Consider the following 23,623-nt stretch of genomic DNA (forward strand, 5'->3'; position numbering starts at 1 on the left):
GGCTGGCGGTCGCCTGGGCTCAGCCGAGATCGGTGCGGGCGAAGTCCGCGCCCTTGTAGAGAAGCGCGAGCCCCTGTGACCTCGCGCAGGCATAGGCAAAGCAGTCGCCGAAATTCAGCTGCGCCGGATGACCGACCATCTTGCCATAGGTGCCGGCAGCCTCGAGTGCTGCCTCGCCGACCTTGGTGGTGATCGGGATTTCGGTGCAGGCGAGATCCTCGATCAACGCGTCGACCGCCGCGCGGGCCTGTGCCAGCGCGCGCCGCCGTGCCTCCGGCGAGCCGTCACGGCAGCGCGCCCGCGCCAGACCGGCGATGGCCTCGAAGCGGACCAGCGGCGAGACATGAAACCCGGTCCCTTGCGCGTCAAGGCGAGCGGTCAGGTCGCCCGCGTCGGTTTCCGGCAGCAGCAGGGCAATGATGGCCGAGGCATCGAGGAACATCATGCCTCATCCCAGAGGTCAGCGCGGAAAGCCTTGAAATCAAAGTCCGGATCCGGCGTGCCGATCTCTGCGGCGAGCTGGCGGGATCGGGCCAGCCGCTCGGCAACCGGCAGCACGTGCCGTTGCCTGTCGATCTCGTTGCGCAGGGCCATGCGCACGGCTTCCGTCTTGCTGCTGGCCCCGATGAGGGCCTGCAGTTCACGGGCAAGTTCGAGAACCTCGTCGTCCTTGACATAGAGCGGCATGGGATATCCTCCGGCAGGATATCCATATCACGTTACGGGATATTCGTCACGCGCCGCCCCGGCGAGGTTGCCCGCTCAGAACAACCCCTCGATCTGCCCCTCGGCATTGAGGCCGATGCTCAGGGCGGCGGGCTGCTTGGGCAGGCCGGGCATGGTCATGATGTCGCCGCAGATGGCCACGACGAACCCGGCACCGGCCGACAGGCGCACCTCGCGCACCGGCAGCTCGTGGCCTTCAGGCGCTCCCAGCAGGGTCGGATCGGCGGAGAACGAATACTGGGTCTTGGCCATGCAGACCGGCAGATGGCCGTAGCCCGCCTCCTGCCAGCGCTCCAGCTGCTCGCGCGCGGCCTTGTCGAACACCACGCTGCCGGCCCGGTAGATGCGCCGGGCGATGGTCTCGATCTTGTCGGCGAGCGGCAGGGCGTCCCCGTAGAGCGGGGCGAAGCTGGCACTGCCGCATTCCACCAGTTCCACCACCTTGCGCGCCAGCGCCTCCGTGCCCTTCGAGCCTTCGGCCCAGTGGGTGGAGAGGATCGCCTCGACGCCAAGGCCAGCGCAGAACGCCTGCACGGCGGCGATCTCGGCAGCCGTGTCGCTGGTGAAATGGTTGAGCGCCACCACCACCGGCACGCCGAAGGACTTGAGGTTCTCGATGTGCCGGCCGAGGTTGACGCAGCCGGCGGTCACCGCAGCCACGTTCTCCGCGCCAAGGTCTGCCTTGGCGATGCCGCCGTTCATCTTCAGCGCCCTGACGGTGGCGACCAGCACGGCTGCTGAGGGAGCGAGACCACCCTTGCGGCACTTGATGTCGAAGAATTTCTCCGCGCCCAGATCCGCGCCGAAGCCCGCTTCCGTCACCACATAGTCGGCCAGCCGCAGCGCCGTGTCGGTGGCAATCAGCGAGTTGCAGCCATGGGCGATGTTGGCGAAGGGCCCGCCATGCACGAGGGCAGGGGTATGCTCCAGCGTCTGCACCAGGTTGGGCTGGAACGCTTCCTTGAGCAGCACGGTCATCGCCCCGTCGGCGCCAAGATCCTTGGCTGTGACCGGCGAGCGGTCGCGCCGCGTTCCGACGACGATGCGCCCGAGCCGCTCGGTCAGATCGTTGAGATCGCGGGCAAGGCAGAGGATGGCCATCACTTCCGAGGCGACGGTGATGTCGAAGCCCGCCTCGCGCGGCACGCCGTTGGCCGGGCCACCGAGGCCCACGACCAGATTGCGCAGTGCCCTGTCGTTCATGTCCAGCGCCCGGCGCAGGGCAATGCGGCGGGTGTCGATCTGCAGCGCATTGCCCCAGTAGAGGTGATTGTCGAGCAGGGCGCAGAGAAGATTGTGCGCGGCGGTGATGGCGTGGAAATCACCGGTGAAATGCAGGTTGATGTCCTCCATCGGCACCACCTGCGCATGGCCGCCACCCGCCGCGCCGCCCTTCATGCCGAAGCAAGGCCCGAGCGAGGGCTCACGCAGGCAGATCGCCGCCTTCTTGCCGATGCGGGACAGCCCGTCGCCGAGGCCGACGGTCGTCGTCGTCTTGCCTTCGCCGGCGGGTGTCGGGTTGATCGCGGTAACAAGAACGAGCTTGCCGCGCGGGCGGTCCTTCAGGGTCGCAATGAAGGACGCCGAGATCTTGGCCTTGGTCTTGCCGTAGGGCTCCAGCGCCTCGTCCGGGATGCCGAGCCGGGCTGCGACCTCCGGCATGGGGTTCAGGGTCGCAGCTCGGGCAATCTCGATGTCGCTGGCCATGGCAGGTTCCGTTGGAATCAGGGGCTCTTGTCGAGCCCCATAGGTAGCCTGCCGCAGCGGATGGGGAAACCGGTTTCGCGTGCAACCCTTTGTGCAGCGCCAAAGGGTTGCGATGATTTCCTGCGGCGTTGCGAGATCAGTTGATGAAAGCTCAGGTGGATGGTGACCCGGTTTCAACCAGTCGCAGATGCGCGCGCCGGCTGGCCGGGGCTGGCAGAGCCGTTCTCAGAAGGCGTGCCGAGAGGGCGGTCAGCGGCATTGCGGCTCCGAACAGGTAGCCCTGACCGATGCGGCAACCGACATGGCGCAACAGGTTGCGTTGTTCCTCGGTTTCGACGCCTTCGACCGTGACCTTGATCCCGAGCTGCGAGGCGAGCCCGACGACTGCCTGAATAATCGACAGGGAATGGGGATCTGAACCGATCGAGCGCACGAAGCTCCGGTCGACCTTCAGTTCGTCCCAGTCGAACAGACGCAAATAGGAGAGAGCGGAATAGCCGGTGCCAAAATCATCAAGCGCAATCGCGACGCCCAATTGTTTCAGCTTGTGCAATGTGGCGATACAGCGCTCGGTGTCGGACATGACGATGGTTTCCGTCACCTCCAGCTTGAGCCGGGATGGCGCCAGTCCTGTGCGTCCGAGGATCTCGCTGACTGTGTCCACCAGATCGTCCCGCACCAGCTGGGCGACTGACAGGTTGACCGAGACCTTGACGTCGGCGGGCAGCAGCGTCGCCTCCGCGCAGGCCTTTTCGAGAATGGCGCGGCCCAGCTCGACGACCTTGCCGGAACTTTCCGCGATCGGCACAAATTCATCTGGTCCGATACGACCCAGGATCGGATGGGTCCAGCGTGCCAAAGCCTCGACGCCGATGATCTGGCCAGTTTCCATGTCCACTTGCGGCTGATACTGGGGGGCAATCTCGCCAAGGGCGATTGCGGTGATAATATCCGCCTCGATCCGGCGCCGGCGCGTCAGATCGGCACGCATCGTAACGTCAAACACCTGAACGGTGCCCTTGTTGCGTGATTTCGCGTGGCTCAGGGCAAGGTCGGCGTCATCAGGAAGCTGCAGCGGATCGGGCATCGCCGGCGTTGCAACCGCAACGCCGATCGTGGCCTGAATCACCACTGTGCCATCCGGCAGACGGTAAGGCTCGGCCAGCGCTCGCCTCAGGTTCTCCGCCTTTTCCACCGCTTCGGACACACCGTCCTCGACGCGCAGCACCACAACAAATTCGTCTCCGCCGAACCGGGCTGCTGATGCGTCCTGCCACAGGCCGACCATGCGGGTCAGCCGGTTGCCGACAGCGACCAGCAACGCATCGCCTGCCGAGTGACCAAGCGTGTCATTGATTGCCTTGAATCCATCCAGATCGATGGCAAGAACGGCGACCCTGCCTGCAGCCCGGCGTTCGATCTCAAGCGCAAAGGCATCGTGAAACGCCAGTCGGTTCGGCAGGGAGGTCAAGGCATCATGCCGGGCGAGAAAGGCGTGATTGGCAGCTGATTCAGCCACCGTTGCATTCGCGCGGCTCAGCCAGCGGTTCTGGACCAGCAGGAACACGACAAGCAGCGTGCCCAGGGTCAGCAGTGTCCCGGTGATCCAGGTCTCGACCTCAAGCTTCTGCCGCAATGCGTTTCTGACGGCATCGGCCTCATTCAGGCTGGCACTGTAGGCTTCGCCGCCGATGCGGTCCATGGCCGTGCTGATGGCGACCAGATCGCGCATGAGCTGGAGGCGGGCTCCGTCTTCGTGGATCTGGTTGACGAGTGGCTCCAGCAGCGTAAGGTCGCGAACCAGCCCTTCAAACCGTGCCTCCCGCAGGGGCGAGGAGGCGATGAACTTGCCAAATTCACCAGAGCCCCAGGTGTTCAGCCGGCCGACAACGATCTGGAAATACAGTTTGGCCTCATCCCCTGCGGCGGCATCGCCCGTTGCAGCAAAGCGGGCAACGCGCTCACGCAAGGAGGTGACTTCAAGCCGGCCGTTGAACCCGGTCCAGGCAAGATCATAGCGGTTCGCCTGTTCGACCGTCGACTGATGCGAGACGATCAGATGTGAATAGGCCACTGCTGCGGCTGCAAGACCGAGCACGGAAACAATGGCAAGGCGGCGAACCAGGGTAATCATGATGTTCTGCCTTTCCCCAGACGGGAAGTGTCAGCGTATTGCGATGCTGCTGACCTGCCAGACCGACCGGGAATAGTGAAGTTCCGTGCGAAGCGCAGGATTGGCATCGAACGGATAGATCAGGAACAGGGGGCCTTTGTCGGTCACGGCCATGTAGTTGCCGTCGCGCTTGAGCGCGAGAACAGCTCCATTGCGGATCAGGTCCTCGGTCGGAATGTCGACGAAATAAGCGTTCAGCGCCGTCACCTCTGCGGTTTCGCCTTTCGCTTTCACATGTTCGAGCAGGCGAGCCACCGCGACCCCTTCAAAGGTCACGGCGCCGTCATGCCACGGGGTGGTGGTGGTCACCTGTTCAGTCCCCATGGCCTCCAGATCCGCGATGGTGAAGGTCTGGCGCTCCCCCTCGATGTTGCCTTCGACCGTCAGGACGATCGCCTTACCATCGCCGGCGGCAGATGGATCGGAGAGACCGAGGCACAGGGCGAGGGCGAAAAGCATGCGCAGGATCACGGACATTCGCAGTCTCCATCGCGAAACACCCGATGAAACTACGCGCTTCCCGCCAATGGGCGCTGAAATTTTTACCTAAAATTTTAGACGACTGCCGATTTCACGCAAGGTCACAACGAAAAACCCCGGCATTGCTGCCGGGGCTTCATCTCGTCGCAAGAAATGCGTGTTGCGTCAGGCCGGGACGGCTGCCTTGGCCGCTTTCGGTTTGGCCGAGCGTGGCTCGCGGTTGCCGCCCTGATACGAGTTGCGCTCCTCGGTTGGCGTTGCGGCGAAGCGTTCTCGATAGCATTTGGTGAAATGGGAGGTCGAAGCAAAGCCGCAGGCAATCGCCACATCGAGCACCGGGCGTGATGTCCGGCGCAGCAGGTCGCGGGCCGTTTCAAGGCGGAGCTTCAGATAATATTGGCCTGGCGTGCAGTTGAAGTGGCGGCGGAACAGGCGTTCCAGCTGGCGCGGCGACAGGTTTACCGTCATCGCCAGTTGCTGGCACGACAGGGGATCCTCGATGTGCATATCCATGATGCGGATCGCTTCGAGGATCTTGGCGTTGGAAATGCCGGTGCGCGCCTCGATGTCATGGCGCTGGGCGCTCTCGCCGGAACGCATGTTCTGGTAAAGCGCGACTTCCGCCACCTCATGCGCCATGTAGGCTCCATGCTGGATGGCAATGAGGCGCAGCATCATGTCGAGCGAGGCCATGCCGCCGGCACAGGTGATGCAGTTGCGGTCGATCGAGAAGATGTCGGAGGACACCTCAACGCCCGGAAACTCCTCGCGGAAGGAGCGCAGGTTTTCCCAGTGCAGCGTGCAGCGCCGCCCTTCCAGCAGTTGATAACGTGCCAGCAGATAGGCCCCGGTGCAGATGGCGCCAAATGTACGCCCACGCGAGTTCAGCTTGCGCAGCTTGACACCGAGTTCCTTGTCGAGCGGCAGCCGCTCCACGTCGATGCCGGTACACAGCAGCGTAATGTCGGCGTCTTCGAGGTCGCGGGTGCTGTGCTGCACGGCAATCTGGCAGCCGTTCGATGCTGTCACGGGCAGGCCATCGAGCGAATAGGTGGTCCAGCGGTAGAAGTCGCGCCCGATCAGACGGTTGGCGAGGCGCAGCGGCTCGACCACGGATGAAAAGGCGATCATGGAAAATCGGTCGAGGACGACAAGCGCGATGGTCTGGCCATCGGCTTCCGTCCGCAACGCCTGCGGTCGTGTGCTGGACATGGTGTCCTTAGGTCCTTGCTCTGGAATATTCTTGTTGTTGTTTTGAGATATGAGGCGTGAGCGGCCGGTTTCTGTCAATGGGGATCGCGCGGAGTGGCAGCAGGATCCACACGGCCGGTTAATCCTGGCCCTTGCTGCCGCCCGAACCGCTGTCGTCGGGCAAATTTTTTTAAGCAACCGGCGCTTTGCAGGTTGCAAGTTGCTTCATATCAAGGCGGCATAAGTGGTAGGTGATACACAACAATCGCCGGCCGTCAGATCCCGCCACCCGCGGGAACGCCCGGCAGCCATGCCAAACGACCCGCCGGCAGTGCCTCCGGCACAAGAGACTGGACCGACATGAACGCTCTTGCGACCCCCGCCGACCTTGAAGCTGCCGTTGCCGGCAGCGCCTTCGTGCAGGAGGTGACCGAGGTCACGCATTACACGGACCGGCTGTTCAAGTTCCGCACCAAGCGCCCGGCGAGTTTCCGCTTCCGGTCCGGCGAATTCGTGATGATCGGCCTCCTGATCGACGGCAAGCCGCTCTACCGCGCCTATTCCATCGCCAGCCCGTCCTGGGACGAGGAACTGGAGTTCTTCTCGATCAAGGTGCCGGATGGTCCGCTGACCTCGCATCTGCAGAAGATCCAGCCCGGCAACGCCATCTTGATGAAGAAGAAGCCGACCGGCACGCTGGTCAATGATGCGCTCACCCCCGGCAAGCGCGTCTACATGTTCTCCACCGGCACGGGCATTGCCCCCTTCGCCAGCCTCATCCGCGATCCGGAGACCTATGAGAAGTTCGACCAGGTGATCCTGACCCATACCTGCCGTGAAGTCGCCGAACTGCGCTACGGCGAGGAACTGGTCGAAGCCACGAAGAATGATCCGCTGATCGGCGAGCTCGCCCAGGAAAAGCTGGTGCACTATACTTCTGTGACCCGTGAGGACTTCCCGCGCCAGGGCCGCATCACCGACCTGATGGCCAGCGGCAAGCTGTTCACCGATCTCGGGGTTCCGCCGATCGATCCGGCCATCGACCGCGGCATGATTTGCGGCTCGATGGAGATGCTCAAGGACACCAAGGCCCTGCTGGAGCAGTTCGGCCTCACGGAAGGCGCCAACAACAAGCCGGCCGAATTCGTCGTCGAGCGCGCCTTCGTCGGCTGACGGCGGGCTTTGGAAGCATCGCGACCGGCAAATAAGCCGTCCGGCCCCGATCAGGGCCGGACGATAAAAGCGGGCACCCGGTAGTTCGGCAGCTTCTGCAGACGCAAGGGCTTGTCCCGCAGAAACTCATCGATGACCTCCGTTGCTCCTGCGACGGCTGTGTAGTCATCGATGATGATCAGCCCGCCGCGCACGACACGGTCGAACAGGTGCTCCAGTACGAAGCGGGTCGGTTCGGCCACATCCATGTCGAGGTGCAGCAGCGACAGACGCAGCTCCGGCCGGCTTTGCAGATAGCGGGGCAGGGTGTCGAAGATGTTGCCTGCAACAAGTTCGACGTTTCCAAAGCCCTTGGCGCCAAGTATCCGCCCCAGTTCGTCACGCGACAGGCCATTTCCCGCGCCCTCCTCGAACCGCGTCACGAAACTGCGATCCGCCGGATTGGCAAGGCCTTCTGAAGGAAATTTGCCGAATGCGTCGAAGCCGACGATGCGGCGGGACTGTTCGGTCTCCAGCAGCGCGCGGAACTGGGCAAAACGGATCAGCGACAATCCCTTGAACACGCCGAACTCGAACACATCGCCGGGCAGATCGACGATGCGGCGGTACAGCTCGTAATGCGCCAGCAGCTTGTTGAGGCGGGTCTGGTCGGAGAACCAGTAGTAGCCGTTCTCATAGTCCCAGACCTTGTCCCGTGAGAGCCCGCAGATCGTTTCAACTGGATCGGTCATGGTTTTCAGCCTTCGTTCAACCCGGACGCGCGCCTGGCGCAGCGCCTGCCGGGATGGTTATGCGCTCAGCTGTCACCGTAAAACTGCTTCTGCAGTGGCACGGTCCAGAATGTGTCCTGCGCCAGGATCTCCACAAACCGCGCCGCTGAATGCCCCTGCCCGAAACTGCGGTCGGAGGCAAAGCGCTGGCCCCAGCGCGTTGACAGGAACTCCTCGATGCGCGGCCGGTCGAAGGCCGAGGCTTCGGTGATGGTCGGGGCTGCCGAGCGGTTTAGCTGGCGCGTGCCGATGTTCAGGCTCGGGATGCCGAGGAAGGGCGCTTCGCGGACACCGGCGCTTGAGTTGCCGACAATTGCCGCAGCGTTTTTCATCAGTTCCGAAAAATAGGCAAAGCGCATGTTGGGCAAGTGTCGGAAGCGCGTCGGATCAAGCCGTTCGATCTCGGCAAAAATGTCTTCCGATCCCGGATCATTGTTCGGTGAGATCACGACAAAGGACCGACCACTGTCGGACAGGGCAGCAAACAGATTGGCCGCCTGCGCGCCGATGCTGTCACGCTCCGATGTCACCGGGTGGAACACGGCAATGCCATAGTCCGGGAAGGGAATGTCGTAGCGCTGCCGGACCTCGTCCAGGCTGACCCCGGAGGGGCCACGGTGAAAGTCCAGCTCCGGCGAGCCGATGTTGAACACCGCGCGTGGATCTTCGCCAAGCGACAGCACCCGTGCCCGCGCTGAATCCGAACTGACAAAGTGATAGGTGCACAGCTTGGTGTTGCAGTGCCGGTAGACCTCGTCGATGGTGCCCGACACCTCGCCGCCCTCGATATGGGCGCAGCGGATGTAGTTGGTGGCCGAGACGAGCGCCCCGGCCAGTGCCTCGATCCGGTCGCCATGCACGATGGCAAGATCTGGCCGGTGCTCGTGCACCCAGTCTGACAGGCCGAGGATGGTTTTGGACAGGATGATGTCCTGCGGATCGCCGATACGTTGGTTGATGAATTCCGCCGTCAGAACCCCGTCCAGCCGTTGTACCTCGAACCGTGTCGCGCCGTAGCGGCGCAGCATATGCATGCCGGTCACGAAGAAGGTGACATCGTGCCCCGCATCGCGCGCGGCAATGGCCAGTGGCTCCAGCTTGCCGAAGTCGGCGCGGGTTCCGGTCAGGAACATCAGCTTGCGGCCCATGCGGATCTCCCTTGCATCAGGTGTCGAGATCGCACCAGCGCAGTTGTTCGTTGCGCTTGCGGGCAATCTTGAGCGTCCGCCCGACAACCTCGTCGAACCTGCTCACCGGAATCTCGCCATTGCCAGGACGCCGTGCCCAGATGTCAGCTTCGGTGATCACATGGCCTTTGGCAAGGTCGCGGTCGGCAACCACCGAGCCCCGGGCGAAGCGGTAGACATCCTCCTCCGGCGCCGTGCGCTGCTTCTCGTTATACAGCGCGATATGGATCTCGCGCGACCGGTCGATAAGAAAACGCAGCTCCGCCGGGTCCATCGAGCAGGAGATGTCGGGGCCCTTGCGATAGCGCGTGTCGGTGAAATGGCGTTCCAGGATCGAGGCCCCGAGCGCAACGGAAGCCAGCGCCATTTCCGGGCCGATACTGTGATCGGAAAAACCGACGACGGCGCGCGGGAAGGCGGCCATCAGATCCTTCACGCCTTTCAGCGATACGATCTCGGGCGGCGAGGGATAGAGGTTGGTGCATTCCAGCAGGGCATAGTCTACGGCCGCCTTGTCCAGAATGTCGACCGAGGGCCGGATGCTCTCCAGCGTCTGCATGCCCGTGCTCATGATGATCGGCTTGCCGAAGCGGGCAATGTGCCGGATCAGCGGCAGGTGATCGCATTCGCCGCTGCCGATCTTGAAGGCCGGCACATCGATGGAGGCAAGAAAGTCGGCGGCGGCACGGGAGAATGGCGTCGAGATGTAGATGACCCCGAGGCTTTCGGTATAGGCCTTCAGGTCCTTCTCCGCTTCTGGCGGCAGGGCGCAGCGGCGCATCACCTCAAATATCGACACATCGGCATTGGGCGGGAAGATGCTCTTGGCCTCTTCCGTCATCTCGTCTTCGACAAAGTGAGTCTGGTGCTTCACCATCTCGCAGCCGCTCCGCGCAGCTGCCTGAACCATCGCCTTCGCCACATCCAGGCTGCCGCCGTGATTGATGCCGATTTCGGCGATGACGAGCGGGGGATGCTGAGGGCCGATCTCCCGGTGGGCAATCTTCATGCCGGTCATGCGTCGGTGTTTCCGTTGTTGCTCAGGATGGCGCTGCAGCGGGCAAGATCGGCAGCCGTATCGATATCTTGCGCCTCGTCTTCGGCAATGGGAAGCACATGGATGGCCTCCACGCCATAATCGCCTGCCGCCAGGAAGCGCCCGGCATCAAAGACATAAAGCGCTCCGTTCGGCCGCACGACCTCGGGCAGGCTCTGCCGGTTGGCAAAGCAGTAGTCCGGTTTGACCAGCGGCACAAAGCGCTGGCCATCGAGCAGGCCCCACTTGAGCACGCTGCGCTCGGCCGGTGACACGCTCATCACCATCGAGGCGCCGGACCGGGCAAACAGCTCAAGACCGTGCCGTATCGTTTCCGGCCGGCGCAAGGGTGATGTCGGCTGCAGCAGCACCAGGGTCCCTTCGGTCAGCCCGGCCGCCGGCAGCAGGTCCAGCAGCACGGCGGCCATTGGTGTGTCGTCGCGGGCAAGCTGATCGGGCCGGTGATGCAGCGTGACCCCGTCGGGCATCGGGCTCTGAAGGATTTCATCCATGTCGGTGGTGACATGGATGTCCGTGATCCCGGCCGCCAGCGCCGCATCGATGCTGTGCCGGTAGAGCGGCTTGCCGGCGAGCAGGGCGACATTCTTGCCTGGAAGGCCCTTTGATCCTCCGCGCGCCGGTATCACCGCAAAGACGCGGCTCGCCGGCATGGTCGGGCGCGTAGGGGCCATGGTCAAAAGCCCAGTCTTGCGTAACGCGCTGCCGGATCCCACTGCGTATCCCGCCAGGTCTCCAGCCGCTGCACCAGGCTGGGTACCACGGTCACGACCGGTTCACCCTGCGGCACCACGGTGTAGCTGAAATCCTGGTACCAGGGCGTCGTCTCGCGTCCGAACAGGAAGTGCGGTTGATCTTGGCCGAATGACCAGCATGGCACGGCGTGGCTGCCGGCGAGGTCTGCAACGCTGGTGTTGGCGGAGATGATCAGGTCGCAGCAGCCTGCCAGCGCCGCTGCATCCACGAGATTGTTGAACTTGTCGACATCCTCGAAGGGCAGGAAATTCGCGCCGCGTCCCTTGATCAGGAAGTCCAGCTCCCGCTCGATGGAAATATACTGAAGATTGATGAAGACGATGCCGGGAGTCTCGACGATCGGCGCAAACTCGGGGGCCGAAAGATAGCTCTTGGCCCGGGCCGGGGCGAGGTTGCGTGAGCGCCAGGAGACCCCGACAACCGGCTTTTCCCGCGCACCGGGAATGCGCTCATGGAACTCTCGCGCCCGTTCGAGATTGATCCGGTAGACGGGATGCTGCGCCTTCTTGAAGTCCTCGAAGGTCGGGCGCAGGAAATGTGTCAGGTCCGACAGGCATATCTGGCAGTCATAGTCATGCTGCGTCGCGTTGAGGGTGATGGCCTCGAAGGTCGCCAGCCGCACGGTCGCCTCCGGGAAGCTGATCTCGAAAGGGCCCAGCAGCTTCTGGCTCAGTTCGATGATGACATGTCCGGCCCGCGCGATGATCTCCGGCACCATCGTGCCGCTTCTTATAGCGTCGCCAACGCCCTGGTCATTCCACAGCATGATGGTCTTGCCGGTGAGATCCGAGCCATCCCACTCCGGCTGTTCGAAATTGCGGCACAGGGTTGATGTCAGGCCGGTGCGGAACCGGGCTTTCGCCAGTTTCCAGCCCAGTTCCAGATTGCCAAGGCCGAGATAGGCCAGCGACATGTTCCACTCGGCGGTCGGAATGTCCTCGGACCAGTTGGCGCGTGCCTTGGCCAGTGCGTCGATGGCCTCCTTCGAGCGTCGCATGGCCTGATAGATGACGCCGAGCGTGACAAGCCGCCCCGGGTTGTTGGGCTGCGCCGCCACCGCTGCCTCTGCATAGGGCAGGCCGAGGTATGCATCGCCGGTCTTGAAATACAGCCGCGCCAGTTCGTGGCTGATGTCGCTGTTCTCGGGGAACAGCTTGTGTGCAGCCAGCAATTCCGGTTCGGTTTCCGCGAATTGCTCCAGCTCGAACCGCGCCCTTGCGCGCTGGACCCAGGCTTCCGAGTTGCCTGGATCCAGCTGGACGGCCATCTTGAAGAACTCAAGCGCCTTGCTGTGATCTTTCCGGTCGCGCAGGATGACACCGTAGTTGCGATAGGCATCGGCGTAAGTTGGCTGGTCCTGGATCAGTTGCAGCAACTGGGCTTCGGCTTCCTCTTCCCGCCCGAGCTTGGTCAGCGAAATGGCGCGCAGGTTGCGCGCTTCGGGGAGATTGGGAGAGAAGCTCAGCGCCTTGTCCGCGACGACCAGGATTTCGTCCGGCGTGGTCTCGGGCAGGTCTGACAGGGCGCGCGCGAGATTTGCATAATACGGCCCCCGGTCAGGGGCGAGGGCGATGGCCTTGCGGATGAATTCGACCGCGCGCTTCGGAAAACCGAGCTGGCGATAGGTCACACCGAGAAGGTTGTTGGCATCGGCCGAGGCCGGGTTCTTCTTCAGGACCGTCTTGTACAGGCGCTGGGCCTTCTCGATCTCGCCGGCCTGCTGCAGCGCCAGGGCCTTGCGCAAGGTGTCGAGGGTACCGGCTGCGGCCGACTTCACGTTCATGCGGGCTCCGGACAGGCTGGTGCAAGGAATCAGTCAAACTGATCTTAGCAAGAAATGCCTGTCCGGCACTGGTTCATTGCCGTGTCAGGCGGTGCGTCCACGACCCTCTGCAGCGCCGGCGACGGTCGAGGCGCTGGATACAGCCTGCAGGTCGTTGAAGAACGTTCGCACGTCTTCAGAAATTTGGGACGAACACCTCTTCAGGTCTTCGGCAGATTGCTGGAACCTGCGGGCCGCCATCTCGGTGTCATTGATTGTTCCGCTCACCCGCTCCACGTTGCCTGACAGCCGTTCGGCACCGTTGGCTGCGCTCTGGATGTTGGAAGATATTTCTCGCGTGGCTGCGCCCTGTTCCTCGACGGCCGCTGCAAGCGATGCTGTCATGTTGTCGACCTGCTTGACTGTGTCTGAGATCGTGTTGATCGACTTGACCGCATTCTGGGTCGCGTTCTGGATTGCGTTGATCTGAGATGAGATTTCTTCCGTTGCCTTTGAGGTCTGGTTCGCCAGTTCCTTCACCTCGGCAGCGACAACGGCAAAGCCGCGGCCTGCTTCACCGGCGCGCGCCGCCTCAATGGTGGCATTGAGCGCAAGCAGATTGGTCTGTTCTGCAACAGCCTGAATGAGGCTGATCACGTCGCCAATGCGCTGGGCAGACTCAGACAGTTTGCCAACTTCGGCCGACGTCCGGTTTGCCTCGCCATTCGCCCGCCTGGCGACGTCAGATGCGCCGGAAATCTGGCGGGAGATTTCTGCGATCGAGCTTGCCAGTTCCTCCGTGGCAGCTGCGATGGTCTGGATGTTGCCGGTCGTGTTCTGGGAAACTTCGCTTGCCGAATTGGCCTCATTCATTGCTGAGGTCGACTGGCTCGACAGGCCTGCGGCTTGTCGTGTTACCTGCTCGGCCTGCGCATCAACGGTTTTCATCGAGGCATCAACCTTGGTCCGGAATGCTTCGATGGCCGAGCCGATCTGCCGCGACTGCTCCTCCCGCTGCTCCATCAAGACCTCCTGATAGGTCGAGATCGCAAAGTCGAGGTCCATCATCACGGCCTTGTTGAGGGCGACAAGCTGGCGGTTGGCCCGGGCGGTGGAAAAGCGGTTGCGCTTGAGGACCAGGCCGACCAGTTCGTTGAGCACATACTGGTAGCCGGCAATGTACCATTTGGGCTCCAGGCCAATGCGCACATGCGCGCGGCCGATCCGGCCAATGCTCTCGACGTATTGCTGGTCGAAGTTCCCCGAGAACAGGCGCGCCCAATGGGTGGCCTGCGCTGTCTTCAACTGGCTGTCCCGCGTCCCGATCAGCCGGGCCATGGTTGGGTCTGCCTTGACATGTGCGTAGAAGCCGTCAAGCACAACCGGGAGCGCCTTTTCGACAATTGGCCACAACTGGCGCAAGGTTTCCTGCGTGTCTTTATCAATGCGCGCGAAGCGCAGCCTTGCCGTGACGTCGTAGGAATATGCGCTCATGATGCCCTCGTGGTTAATACCGTAAGGGTATCCTCTGTCTTCGGTGTGAATATGGGGTTAAGCAGATGTGTGACACGTCAGAATTGTAAATAAAAATCCTTTAGTTGCTTGAAAAGCAGGAGGTGTGAGTTAATCTCGTGACAAGTTCATTAGGAAAAATGCGAATGTTGCTGTCATTTCATCAGGGTATATCATTGTAAAAAATAGCAGTCCTGGCGATTGGATGACATGGTCTACGCATCACTACGGACCGCTTCAATTAAGCATATTTTCTGCGAGGCGACCCGAACGCAGTTGCTCATTGATGGGGCTTGTTGCCCGATCGTCGGGAAGCGCATACGAAAAGCACAGCACCAGGTCAACTTGAACCGGCCGCAAGTCCGCAGAACGTCGCTAAGTCTTTGAAGGGAATGGTGGGCGATGCAGGGATTGAACCTGCGACCTTTCCGGTGTGAACGGAACGCTCTCCCGCTGAGCTAATCGCCCGCGCCGCTTGGGCCGGTGGCGGCTAATTAGAGGAAACCGCCGGGCCATGCAACAGCCAAGGGCAATATTTTTGGTGGCTATGCACACACCGGGGTTTGCACTGGTCTGCCCAGTCTTGCAGGGCGCGTGTTTGCATGCGGTCAGGCCGTCGCCTGCTCCGTGCCCCGGCAGAGCGCTGCGACGGTATCGGGCAGCTCGGAAAAATGCGAGATGACCCGGTCAGGTCCCAGATCCCGGACGGGTACATTGGCATAGCCGAAGTCGACCGCAATGACGGGGAGGGAGGCTGAACGGGCAGCGGCGATATCCGTCGCCGTGTCGCCGATCATCACGGAGCCAACAGGCTCGCCGCCAGCACGCCTGATCGCCCCGAGCACCGGGCGCGCATCCGGTTTCGGCTGGGCATAGGTGTCGCCGCCGATGATCGAGCCGAACAGGGGCGTCAGGCGCAGTTCATCGAGCAGCAACCGGGCAAGGGCTTCAGCCTTGTTGGTGCAGATTGCCAGACGCCAGCCGCCGGAACGGAGCGTTTCAAGCGCGTCGACAGCGCCCGGATAGGGGCGGCTGACCTCGGCGATGTTGTTGGCATAGTGATCCAGGAACAGCGTCCGCATCGGCGTCAGCAGGGCGTCGTCCGGGGCGATGCCATTGTGTTCCAGCCCAAGCCGCAGCAGGGGCAGGGCGCCGAAGCCGGCATGCGGGCGTGCAATGGCCTCCGGGACAGGCTGATGGCCGTGCAGTTGCAGCGTTGCATTCAACGCGCCGACAAGGTCGCCGGCAGTATCAACAAGGGTGCCGTCAAGGTCAAAGACAAGCACTGTCACGGCTCTCTCCTCCTGGATCGCGCCTTGTGAGCAATAGGTGAGCCGCTGCCGGGGCGCAACCCCGACAATCGGCTCATCTGTGATGGAGGCGTCAGAGCCGGTAAGCCGTGCGCAGGCCGCCCCAGTGCCGGCCGGCCACGGTGATCGGCACATCCACCTCCTGCATCCAGACGACATTCCCGTTGCCCATGTCGCGGGCATAAGTCTGGATCAGCACAGGGCGGGAGTTGCGTGCCGCGCTCAAGCCGGCCCGGTCGTCGAAGATGCGGCGGTTGCGGCAGTTGGCGGCGTTCCAAACAGGATCACCTGGCTTTTGCGGCTTGGAATAGACTTTGTTGTGCACCGGCAGATAGCCGTTGCGGTCAACGGCCGCGCAAAAGGCCATGGATGGCTCGCTGCTCAGCAACGGCTCCAGGATGCCGGGCAGTATTTCTTCCAGCCGCGCCAGCGCGCGTGTTTCGAACTGCTGCGGGTTGGTGCCGGCAATCAGCTTGTAGGTCGTGTCGAACAGGTCGTTCAGTGTCAGCTTGCGGGTGTCGAGCAGGTTCTGGATGGCAGTGCTGATCCGCTGAGCGCCCTCTTTTGCCCGCTGCACGGCGGCAGAATACTCGCCCTGCAGCCGTACGATGCGCTTGTCGAGCGCGTCGCTGGTGGCCGCGTCCATCTTGAGGAACCTGCAATGCAGGCCATTGTCCGAGCGGTTGACGATCTGCAGTTCCATTTCCCCGAGCCCGTCCAGCACGAGGCGTGCTTCAGCCGGGAAGGGAACCTTTTCAAGGCCTTCCGGTTTGAGCAGTGCGCCGGCATGCGAGATATCGCGGGTCTCGATGCGATGGACTTCGCCGCGAATGAGCAACCGGCCGCTGATGCGGGCCGGCAGGCGGTCCTCGACACGCCGGTCACCAATGGAGCTCTGGCGCACCATCATGGTGAAGCGCGGCCCGAGCCCGGCGGCGGCCTGCGCCATCTTTGCCGCGGCATCCATGGCCTGGCTGCCACTGTCCTCGGCCTGTGCCGTCGCAGCTTCGATGTCGCCGATCCGGCTGGCCACCTGCTGCACGAAGCGGGCAGTCTCTTCGGCGCGTTCATTGATCTGGTGTGTGGCGCCGAGCTGTTCGCTCACTGCTTGTTCCACATCGGCAAAGGTCGGTCGCAATTCGCCGATCATGTCGATGATGCGGCTGACCGAGGTAATGCTGGCTTCGGCTGAGGCCTGCAACCTGTCGATATTCGACACGATGACGTCCGTCGCCTTCTGCGTCTCCACCGACAGGGCCTTGACCTCGCTGGCGACGACCGCAAAGCCCTTGCCGGCTTCCCCGGCCCGCGCTGCCTCGATGGTGGCGTTGAGGGCCAGCAGGTTTGTCTGCTTGGCGACATCGGAGATCAGGCGGACGACATTGGCGATGTCTCCGATGGCTGACTTGAGGTCGAGAACACCAGAATTTGCCTCATCTGCCACGGTGCGGGCGTTTTCCGACAGTTGGGTCGAGCGTTGAACCTGGCTGCTGATCCGGCCGGACGCGGCAGCCAGTTCACCGATGGAGGCGGCAAGCTCGCCCGCATTCTGGGTGGCAATCGTCGCCTGGTCGCGCAGGTCCGCCCCATCGCGGCGGATCCCTTCCAGAACTGAAAACTGTTCTGAAATCTGATGCTTGAGGTCTTCCGCCTGCTTGCCGATCGCTGTCGCAGCGGCATTCAGGTCAGACTCGATTGCATCAAAAGTATGTTCGGCTTCGATCCGTTGCTGATCGGCGTTTTCGGCGCTGTCCGGCGTCTGCATTACGCGGCCTGACTCTTCTGTGGCATTCTGTGCTGCAACGGCAACGTCGCGTGACTTCCGAATTCGCTTGAGAAGGGAGGCCATGGTTAAGGATCCGGATCGAGGAATACTGTAATTTACATTCTGGGTCCTTGTCCTTTAGGGAGAGTTAAGAGACAGCCCCTGATTGCATATCCTTTAGGCAAATCAGGCCGGCGCCAGATCGTCTTTGCCCTGTTCGGTCGTGCGTGCTAAGCAGCGCCGACACGGCGGTACACGACCGGGACCTGCGAACAAGAGGTGACCATGAGCGACGACTGGAAGCGTCTGGCGGCGGAAGCTGCCCTGCAGGAGGTCCGCTCCGGAATGAAGATCGGCATCGGCACCGGATCGACTGCGGAACATTTCGTTCGGGCCCTTAGCCGCGCTGTTGCCGACGGCCTCGAAGTGACCGGCGTGCCGACGTCAGAACGCACCGCCACCCTTGCGCGCGAGCTGGCAATTCCGCTCTCCACCCTGGACGAGATCCCGGTGCTGGATCTCACCATCGACGGTGCCGACGAGATCGATCCGCAACTGCGCCTGATCAAGGGCGGCGGCGGCGCGCATCTGCGGGAAAAGATCGTGGCGGCGGCGTCCGGTACGCTGGTTGTCATTGCCGACCACACCAAGCTGGTTCCCGTTCTGGGCAAGTTTCCGCTGCCGATCGAAGTCGTTCCCTTCGGCCTCGGTGCGACACGCAAGGCAATTGAAGCGGTTCTCTCCCGCCACAACCTGCCGGTCACCTTGGCGATGCGGGGAGGCTCTGACCATCCTTTTGTCACAGATGGCGGTCACTACATCCTCGACGCTGCCCTTGGCGCGATCCCCGATCCGGACAAACTGGCAACTGATCTGGTTGCCATACCGGGTGTCGTGGAGCATGGCTTCTTCATTGGACTGGCAGGCAAAGCCTATGTTGCCGGTCCTGATGGTGTCCGCACGGTGACGGCCGCCTGAGGGCTCTGAGCGAGCCCCGGGCAGGTGCCCCCTGCGACCCGGTTACTTTTGAGCACTGGAGTTTGACGATGAAACTGATCCCCACCCTCAAGGCCCTGCCGATGCTGGCGGCTGCGATTGTCGCCGGCGGTCTGACCATGCCGATGGCCAGCGCCCAGGAACTGAGCGATGCTCATCTTGCCGCCGCCCGCCGTGCCGTTCTGGCCGCTGGCGCACTGCAGAGCTTCGACGAGATCCTGCCGATCCTGGCCGAGCAGACCAAGACCATCTTCATCCAGTCCGATCCGTCCGTGACGCCGGTGATCGAGGAAGTCACCAGCGAAGTGGCGCTTAATCTGGCGGATCGTCGTCCGGATCTGAACAAGGTTGTCTACGAGGTCTGGGCCCGCCGCTTGAGCGAAGAAGAGCTGACCCAGATCGGTGACTTCTACGAAAGCCCGATCGGCAAGAAGCTGACCGAGCTTGGGCCGCAGTTGACGGCGCTGTCCATCGGTGCGGCGCAGCAGTGGCAGGACGAGATCTCCATCGAGATGGTTCGCGCTGTTCGCACCGAGCTGGAAAAGCGCGGCGTGGTCAAGCAGTAAGACAACCCCTTTCCTCCGAACGGCCCCGAACTTCGGGGCCGTTTGTGTTTGGAGGGGTTGAAGGCGGACGGTATCCGGACGACATCAGGTGAAACAACGGCAGGACACGGACATGAGCGATTTCGATTATGATCTCTTTGTCATCGGCGGTGGATCGGGCGGCGTGCGGGCAGCACGCATCGCGGCCACCCATGGTGCGCGCGTCGCCATCGCCGAGGAATACCGCTACGGCGGCACCTGTGTCATTCGCGGCTGCGTGCCCAAGAAGCTGTTCGTCTATGCCTCCCGCTTCTCCGAAGAGTTCGAGGACGCCGAGGGCTTTGGCTGGCACGTTGGCGAGCGCAGTTTCGACTGGTCCCGCCTGATCGCCGGCAAGGACAAGGAAATCGCCCGGCTCGAGGGCATCTACCGGCGCAATCTGGAGCGCACCGGTGTCGAACTGTTCGACAGCCGCGCCGTGCTGGAGGGGCCGCACACGGTGCGCCTTACCGCCAGCGACCGGATCATTTCCGCCCGCTACATCCTTATTGCCACCGGTGCCACACCGAATGTCGACCCGGATCTGCCCGGCGGCGAGCATGTCATCACTTCGAATGAAGCTTTTCACCTGGCCGAAATGCCGAAACGCGTCGTTGTGGCTGGCGGTGGATATATTGCGGTCGAGTTTGCCGGCATCTTCAATGGTCTCGGCGCAGAAACCACGCTGATCTATCGCGGCGAGGAAATCCTGCGTGGCTTTGATGACGACATGCGCAAGGCCTTGCATGAGGAGATGGAAAAGAAGGGCATCCGCATCCTCACCCATGACACCTTTGTTGCCATCGAGAAGGCGGCAGATGGTTCGGTCATTGGTACCACCCGTAAGGGCGAGACGCTGGCTGCCGACCAGATCCTGTTCGCCATCGGCCGCCGCCCTAACATTGCTGGTCTCGGCCTGGAGAAGGCAGGTGTCGAGGTGACGGACGGCGGCGCGATCCGCGTCGACGCTGCCTCCTGCACCAGTGTTCCCTCGATCTATGCCGTCGGCGATGTCACCGACCGGGCCAACCTGACCCCGGTTGCCATCCGCGAGGGCCATGCCTTCGCTGACACGGTGTTTGGCAACAAGCCCTGGACCGTCGACCACAGCCTGATCGCGACGGCGGTGTTCTCGCAGCCGGAGCTTGGCACCGTTGGCCTGTCGCAGGCCGGGGCGCTGAAGCGCACGCCGAACCTGGACATCTACAAGACCAGCTTCCGCCCGATGAAACACACGCTGAGCGGCCGCGACGAGAAGATGCACATGAAGCTGATCGTCGATGCCGACAGCGACAAGGTGCTCGGCGTGCATATTCTCGGGCCTGATGCCGGCGAGCTGGCCCAGGTTCTCGGCATTACGCTGGAAATGGGCGCGACCAAGGCCGACTTTGACCGGACAATCGCCGTTCATCCGACCGCCGCCGAGGAGCTTGTGACCATGCGCGAGCCGACCGAACGCCTGCGCGGCTGATCTTGGACAAGGGATTGACGGCTCAGGCAGCCAGAAGCGCCCGGGCCGCCGCCGCACCGCTCATCATCGCGCCGTGAACAGTTGCGTGGTGGGCGAACAGGCAATGTTCCCCGGCGAAAAACAGTCGTTTGCCATAGGGCTGCGCGAGGGCGGCATAGTCCTTCGCGCTGCCGCCGGGCAGGGGATGCGAGTACGACCCTTGCGTGAAAGGATCAGTGCTCCAATTCGAGGCCACGTGCCATGCCTTGCTGCGGTCGATGGCGGGCAGGCGCAGCCGGGAGAGCAGGGCGGAGGCCGCCGCCAGTGCCGCATCGACGGGCATCTGTTCGAGCGCCCTTGCGCCACGCCCACCGGCGATCAGCATCATGGCGGGCGCCGGCGCCTGGCGCAGGGGATAGAGCCCTGTCCAGGGCGCAAGCGCAGGATCAGCCGGCAGGATGACATCCACATCCGGCAGGCCACCGGCCAAGGGCACCGCCAGCTTGAACAAGGTGCCCAGCCCGATCCGCTCCATCGCCTGCCGCCGTGGCCCGAGGCTTGCCCCCGGCAACATGACGTCGCCTGCCTTCAGGACCCCGAGGGGTAGTGCAACGACCACCTGGTCTGCGCTGTAGAGGCCTGCGGCGGTGATCACATCCAGTCCGTCTCCACGTTCCGCGACTTCTACAACCGGTTCCCCGAGCCGGATGTCGAGCCCTTTGGCCAGAAGCGCCGGGATCCGGTCATATCCTTCGGTGATCCAGTGATCGCCGCCGCCAAAAGCTGCATCCTCATCAAAACTGCCTGCGTCGAGGTCCTCAAGATCTGCGCCGAGATCTCCGGTGATCTCAAGCCTCAGAAGAGATGAAACAACAGCTGGCACCGCTTTCCCGTGTTGCGCTTGCATTATCGCCTTTGCCAGGGACACCCCGGCAGGGCTGTCTGTGCGGGCATCGATCCGCTCCAGCAAGGCTGTCATCTGGTCTTCGGCCGCCGCAAGCCGCTCAGGCGCAATCGTTCCGCCGCTGGCATCGAGCGCCAGGGGCCTTGCGTAGGACGTGCGGCGCAATGTCAGCCCGGCTCGTTTGGCAAGGGCCGCAAGCGGGTTATCGGTCAGGCCATGGATCCAGCCCGCCCCGCGCTCGATGACAAATCCGGCGCTGCGCGTGGTGTCGATCCGTCCGCCGATGCGCGTGCGGGCCTCCACAACGGTGACGTGGTGCCCTGCATCGGCAATCCGGCGGGCGGCGGCAAGTCCGGCAATGCCGGCCCCCAGGACGAGGATCCGGCGTGCCGGTCTGGCATTGAGGGGCTGTGGGCAGGCTGCGACGGCTGCGAGTGCGGCAAGCGCCAGGACGAGGCGGCGCCGCCGCCCGTCAGGCAACATTGGAGGATTGGTCTGGACGCGGGCGACCGCGCCCTTCGGTGCCAAACTCTGAGCTCGATGCCGCCACCGGGGCGCGTCCGCGATCGGCTGCCGCCTTCAGCGCCTCCGTGTCCGCATCACCGGCAAAGACAAATGAGCCAACCTTCCGCGCCTTTGCCGCATAAAGCGCGGTATCCGCAGCTGCCAGCAGCACTTCGCTGTCGGCAACGCTGATCTGCGCGATGGCAATCCCGAGTGACAGCCCGAAATGGGCGGTCGTTGTCTCGCTGAGGGGGACGGGGGCCGGAACGGTTAACAGGATCTGCTGTGCCAGGCGCGTCAGCTTCTTGCGATCGCAGAATGCCGTGACGAGGATGATGAACTCGTCGCCGCCGAGCCGGCCAACCAGCCCATGCGAGCCGACCGCATCCTCCAGTCGCCGCGCGACCTCACGCAACACTTCGTCGCCCGCTCCATGGCCGAAACTGTCATTGATGGCCTTGAACCGGTCGAGATCACAGCTGATCAGGGCAAAGGGCCTCGCCGGCAATCCTTCGACGGCCAGATCAAGGGCGGCGGTGATCTGCAGCCGGTTGGCCAGCCCGGTCAGGATGTCGTGCTGGGCAAGGTGGCTGGCTTCCCGTTCCCGTTCCTCCAGCGCCTGTGTCAGCCCGCTGATCTTCCAGGCGATCAGCAGCGCCGACACCGCAATAAGGCCGCCGAGCAAGACGATAGCCGGCACGATCATCTGCCACACGTGCTGCCCCGGGGTCTCGCTCACCCATTGGAAACTGCCAAGCTGCGTGCCGTCCAGTGTCGTCACGGGCAGGCGCGTCAGCCCAAGGTCTATCGATGTCTCGCGCACGAACCGGATGTCGACAAAGGACAACTGGGCATTCAGATCTGCGACAAAGGCCTCGTCGAGTGCCTTGCCCGAAACCACCACGACCGGGGGACCGGCCGGCAACTGGACATCGTGATCATCCGGCACGATCGGCATGGCCACAAGCAGTGTGACGACGCCGTCAAGTTCGGCAAACTGGTAAACGGCGCTCTCGTCCACCCGCGTCGCCGTCAACGTGCCGGGCGCGTCAAGCGCTGCGCCGTTTGCCGCGTGTTTCTGCGCGGTTGCCTTTGCGATCTGCATCAAGGGCGAGGTCGCTGCCAGGGGCTTTCGCCGGAAGCTCGCGTCGCCAAGCCGGGATTCAGCGAGCAGGATGCCGGCCGGGTCAACCAGGAAGGCCTGTTCGTGGCCAAAATCATACCAGAGCGAGTCGAAAAACTCGTAGCGGACAAAGCCGGAGTTGAAGCGAAGAGAAATATTTTCGACCGACCGGTCCCAGCGCGCCAGCGTGAACTGGTCACGGGCAATCAGCTGGCTGCGATCGGTGAGGGCATTTTCCAGCAACCGCAATTCGTTGCGCTGTGCCTGTTCGTCTGCCGCACGTGAAGCAATATGCCCGACAAAGACAAGAGACAGGGTCGCAAGGGCAATGAGAACAGCCGCAAGCAAGTAAACCTGCCGCGTCAGGGTCCAGCGGTGCCGCGCCTTGACAGCGGCTTTCTCTTTCGTGTCCCGTCGGGGCACCGTTGAACTCCCTCGTGGGGTCGTGGGCAGAAACGTTCAACGGTTTTGCCGCACGCCGGATACGTAGGCAGAG

At 62.9% G+C, this 23,623-nt stretch carries 20 protein-coding genes and 1 tRNA gene; 4 read left to right on the top strand and 17 right to left on the bottom strand.

Annotation, left to right across the window (positions count from 1 at the left end; genetic code table 11):
• Window positions 1–19: 19 nt before the first annotated feature.
• The 6 genes from C8348_RS04380 to C8348_RS04405 all read right to left on the bottom strand — a co-directional run bounded on the left by C8348_RS04380 (window position 20) and on the right by C8348_RS04405 (window position 6,298).
• Window positions 20–445, bottom strand: coding sequence for a type II toxin-antitoxin system VapC family toxin (locus tag C8348_RS04380; protein ID WP_208983546.1), 426 nt, complete (start codon window positions 443–445; stop codon window positions 20–22).
• Window positions 442–687, bottom strand: a complete 246-nt coding sequence (locus tag C8348_RS04385) for a type II toxin-antitoxin system VapB family antitoxin (RefSeq protein ID WP_106752077.1) — start codon at window positions 685–687, stop codon at window positions 442–444. The genes C8348_RS04380 and C8348_RS04385 overlap by 4 nt, the downstream gene beginning before the upstream one ends.
• A 75-nt stretch (window positions 688–762) precedes the next feature.
• Window positions 763–2,433, bottom strand: coding sequence for a formate--tetrahydrofolate ligase (locus tag C8348_RS04390; RefSeq protein ID WP_106752078.1), 1,671 nt, complete (start codon window positions 2,431–2,433; stop codon window positions 763–765).
• Between the two features lie 151 nt (window positions 2,434–2,584).
• Window positions 2,585–4,567 (bottom strand): putative bifunctional diguanylate cyclase/phosphodiesterase, encoded by a 1,983-nt coding sequence (locus C8348_RS04395; protein ID WP_106752079.1) that lies wholly within the window; start codon window positions 4,565–4,567, stop codon window positions 2,585–2,587.
• Between the two features lie 30 nt (window positions 4,568–4,597).
• Complete coding sequence (locus C8348_RS04400; RefSeq protein WP_106752080.1) at window positions 4,598–5,083, bottom strand: putative pterin-binding protein; 486 nt, start codon at window positions 5,081–5,083, stop codon at window positions 4,598–4,600.
• Window positions 5,084–5,251: 168 nt separating this feature from the next.
• Complete coding sequence (locus tag C8348_RS04405; RefSeq protein ID WP_106752081.1) at window positions 5,252–6,298, bottom strand: GlxA family transcriptional regulator; 1,047 nt, start codon at window positions 6,296–6,298, stop codon at window positions 5,252–5,254.
• Window positions 6,299–6,637: 339 nt separating this feature from the next.
• Here C8348_RS04405 and C8348_RS04410 point away from each other — a divergent pair, with 339 nt between their 5' ends.
• Window positions 6,638–7,450 carry a ferredoxin--NADP reductase gene (locus C8348_RS04410; protein ID WP_106752082.1) on the top strand — a complete coding sequence of 271 codons (813 nt, stop codon included), beginning with the start codon at window positions 6,638–6,640 and terminating at the stop codon, window positions 7,448–7,450.
• 50 nt (window positions 7,451–7,500) lie between these two features.
• On the opposite strand, the gene C8348_RS04415 is transcribed toward C8348_RS04410, so the two are convergent.
• From C8348_RS04415 to C8348_RS04455, 9 genes are all read right to left on the bottom strand, one after another.
• Entirely contained in the window at window positions 7,501–8,181 is a 681-nt protein-coding gene (locus C8348_RS04415) for a TylF/MycF/NovP-related O-methyltransferase (RefSeq protein ID WP_106752083.1), read from the bottom strand.
• Window positions 8,182–8,246: 65 nt separating this feature from the next.
• Complete coding sequence (gene neuC / locus C8348_RS04420) at window positions 8,247–9,368, bottom strand: UDP-N-acetylglucosamine 2-epimerase (protein WP_106752084.1); 1,122 nt, start codon at window positions 9,366–9,368, stop codon at window positions 8,247–8,249.
• 16 nt (window positions 9,369–9,384) lie between these two features.
• Complete coding sequence (locus C8348_RS04425) at window positions 9,385–10,425, bottom strand: N-acetylneuraminate synthase family protein (RefSeq protein WP_341871587.1); 1,041 nt, start codon at window positions 10,423–10,425, stop codon at window positions 9,385–9,387.
• A complete protein-coding gene (locus C8348_RS04430) occupies window positions 10,422–11,135 on the bottom strand; it encodes an acylneuraminate cytidylyltransferase family protein (protein WP_244293937.1) in 714 nt (237 codons plus the stop codon). Before C8348_RS04430 ends, C8348_RS04425 begins: the two co-directional genes overlap by 4 nt.
• Window positions 11,136–11,137: 2 nt before the next feature.
• Window positions 11,138–13,000, bottom strand: coding sequence for a tetratricopeptide repeat protein (locus tag C8348_RS04435; RefSeq protein WP_106752085.1), 1,863 nt, complete (start codon window positions 12,998–13,000; stop codon window positions 11,138–11,140).
• An 84-nt stretch (window positions 13,001–13,084) separates the two neighbouring features.
• Window positions 13,085–14,473, bottom strand: coding sequence for a globin-coupled sensor protein (locus C8348_RS04440; RefSeq protein ID WP_106752086.1), 1,389 nt, complete (start codon window positions 14,471–14,473; stop codon window positions 13,085–13,087).
• A 411-nt stretch (window positions 14,474–14,884) separates the two neighbouring features.
• Window positions 14,885–14,959: transfer RNA gene (locus C8348_RS04445), tRNA-Val, on the bottom strand.
• A gap of 140 nt (window positions 14,960–15,099) precedes the next feature.
• A complete protein-coding gene (locus C8348_RS04450; protein ID WP_106752087.1) occupies window positions 15,100–15,783 on the bottom strand; it encodes an HAD-IA family hydrolase in 684 nt (227 codons plus the stop codon).
• 91 nt (window positions 15,784–15,874) lie between these two features.
• Window positions 15,875–17,566, bottom strand: a complete 1,692-nt coding sequence (locus tag C8348_RS04455) for a methyl-accepting chemotaxis protein (protein WP_208983548.1) — start codon at window positions 17,564–17,566, stop codon at window positions 15,875–15,877.
• A gap of 285 nt (window positions 17,567–17,851) precedes the next feature.
• On the opposite strand from C8348_RS04455, the gene rpiA reads away from it, so the two are divergent.
• From rpiA to gor, 3 genes are all read left to right on the top strand, one after another.
• Entirely contained in the window at window positions 17,852–18,544 is a 693-nt protein-coding gene (rpiA, locus tag C8348_RS04460) for a ribose-5-phosphate isomerase RpiA (RefSeq protein WP_106752089.1), read from the top strand.
• 68 nt (window positions 18,545–18,612) lie between these two features.
• Window positions 18,613–19,128 carry a DUF2059 domain-containing protein gene (locus C8348_RS04465; protein WP_208983549.1) on the top strand — a complete coding sequence of 172 codons (516 nt, stop codon included), beginning with the start codon at window positions 18,613–18,615 and terminating at the stop codon, window positions 19,126–19,128.
• A 112-nt stretch (window positions 19,129–19,240) separates the two neighbouring features.
• Window positions 19,241–20,617 (top strand): glutathione-disulfide reductase, encoded by a 1,377-nt coding sequence (gor, locus tag C8348_RS04470; protein ID WP_106752090.1) that lies wholly within the window; start codon window positions 19,241–19,243, stop codon window positions 20,615–20,617.
• Between the two features lie 22 nt (window positions 20,618–20,639).
• Here gor and C8348_RS04475 read toward each other — a convergent pair whose 3' ends face one another.
• Together C8348_RS04475 and C8348_RS04480 are read right to left on the bottom strand one after the other, a co-directional pair.
• A complete protein-coding gene (locus C8348_RS04475; RefSeq protein WP_106752091.1) occupies window positions 20,640–21,983 on the bottom strand; it encodes a flavin monoamine oxidase family protein in 1,344 nt (447 codons plus the stop codon).
• The gene (locus C8348_RS04480) at window positions 21,973–23,550 is read right to left on the bottom strand and encodes a sensor domain-containing diguanylate cyclase (RefSeq protein ID WP_106752092.1); all 1,578 of its coding nucleotides are present in this window, start codon (window positions 23,548–23,550) and stop codon (window positions 21,973–21,975) included. The genes C8348_RS04475 and C8348_RS04480 overlap by 11 nt, the downstream gene beginning before the upstream one ends.
• Between the last annotated feature and the right edge of the window lie 73 nt (window positions 23,551–23,623).

Source organism: Pannonibacter carbonis, from assembly GCF_003012935.1.
Lineage (GTDB): Bacteria > Pseudomonadota > Alphaproteobacteria > Rhizobiales > Stappiaceae > Pannonibacter > Pannonibacter carbonis.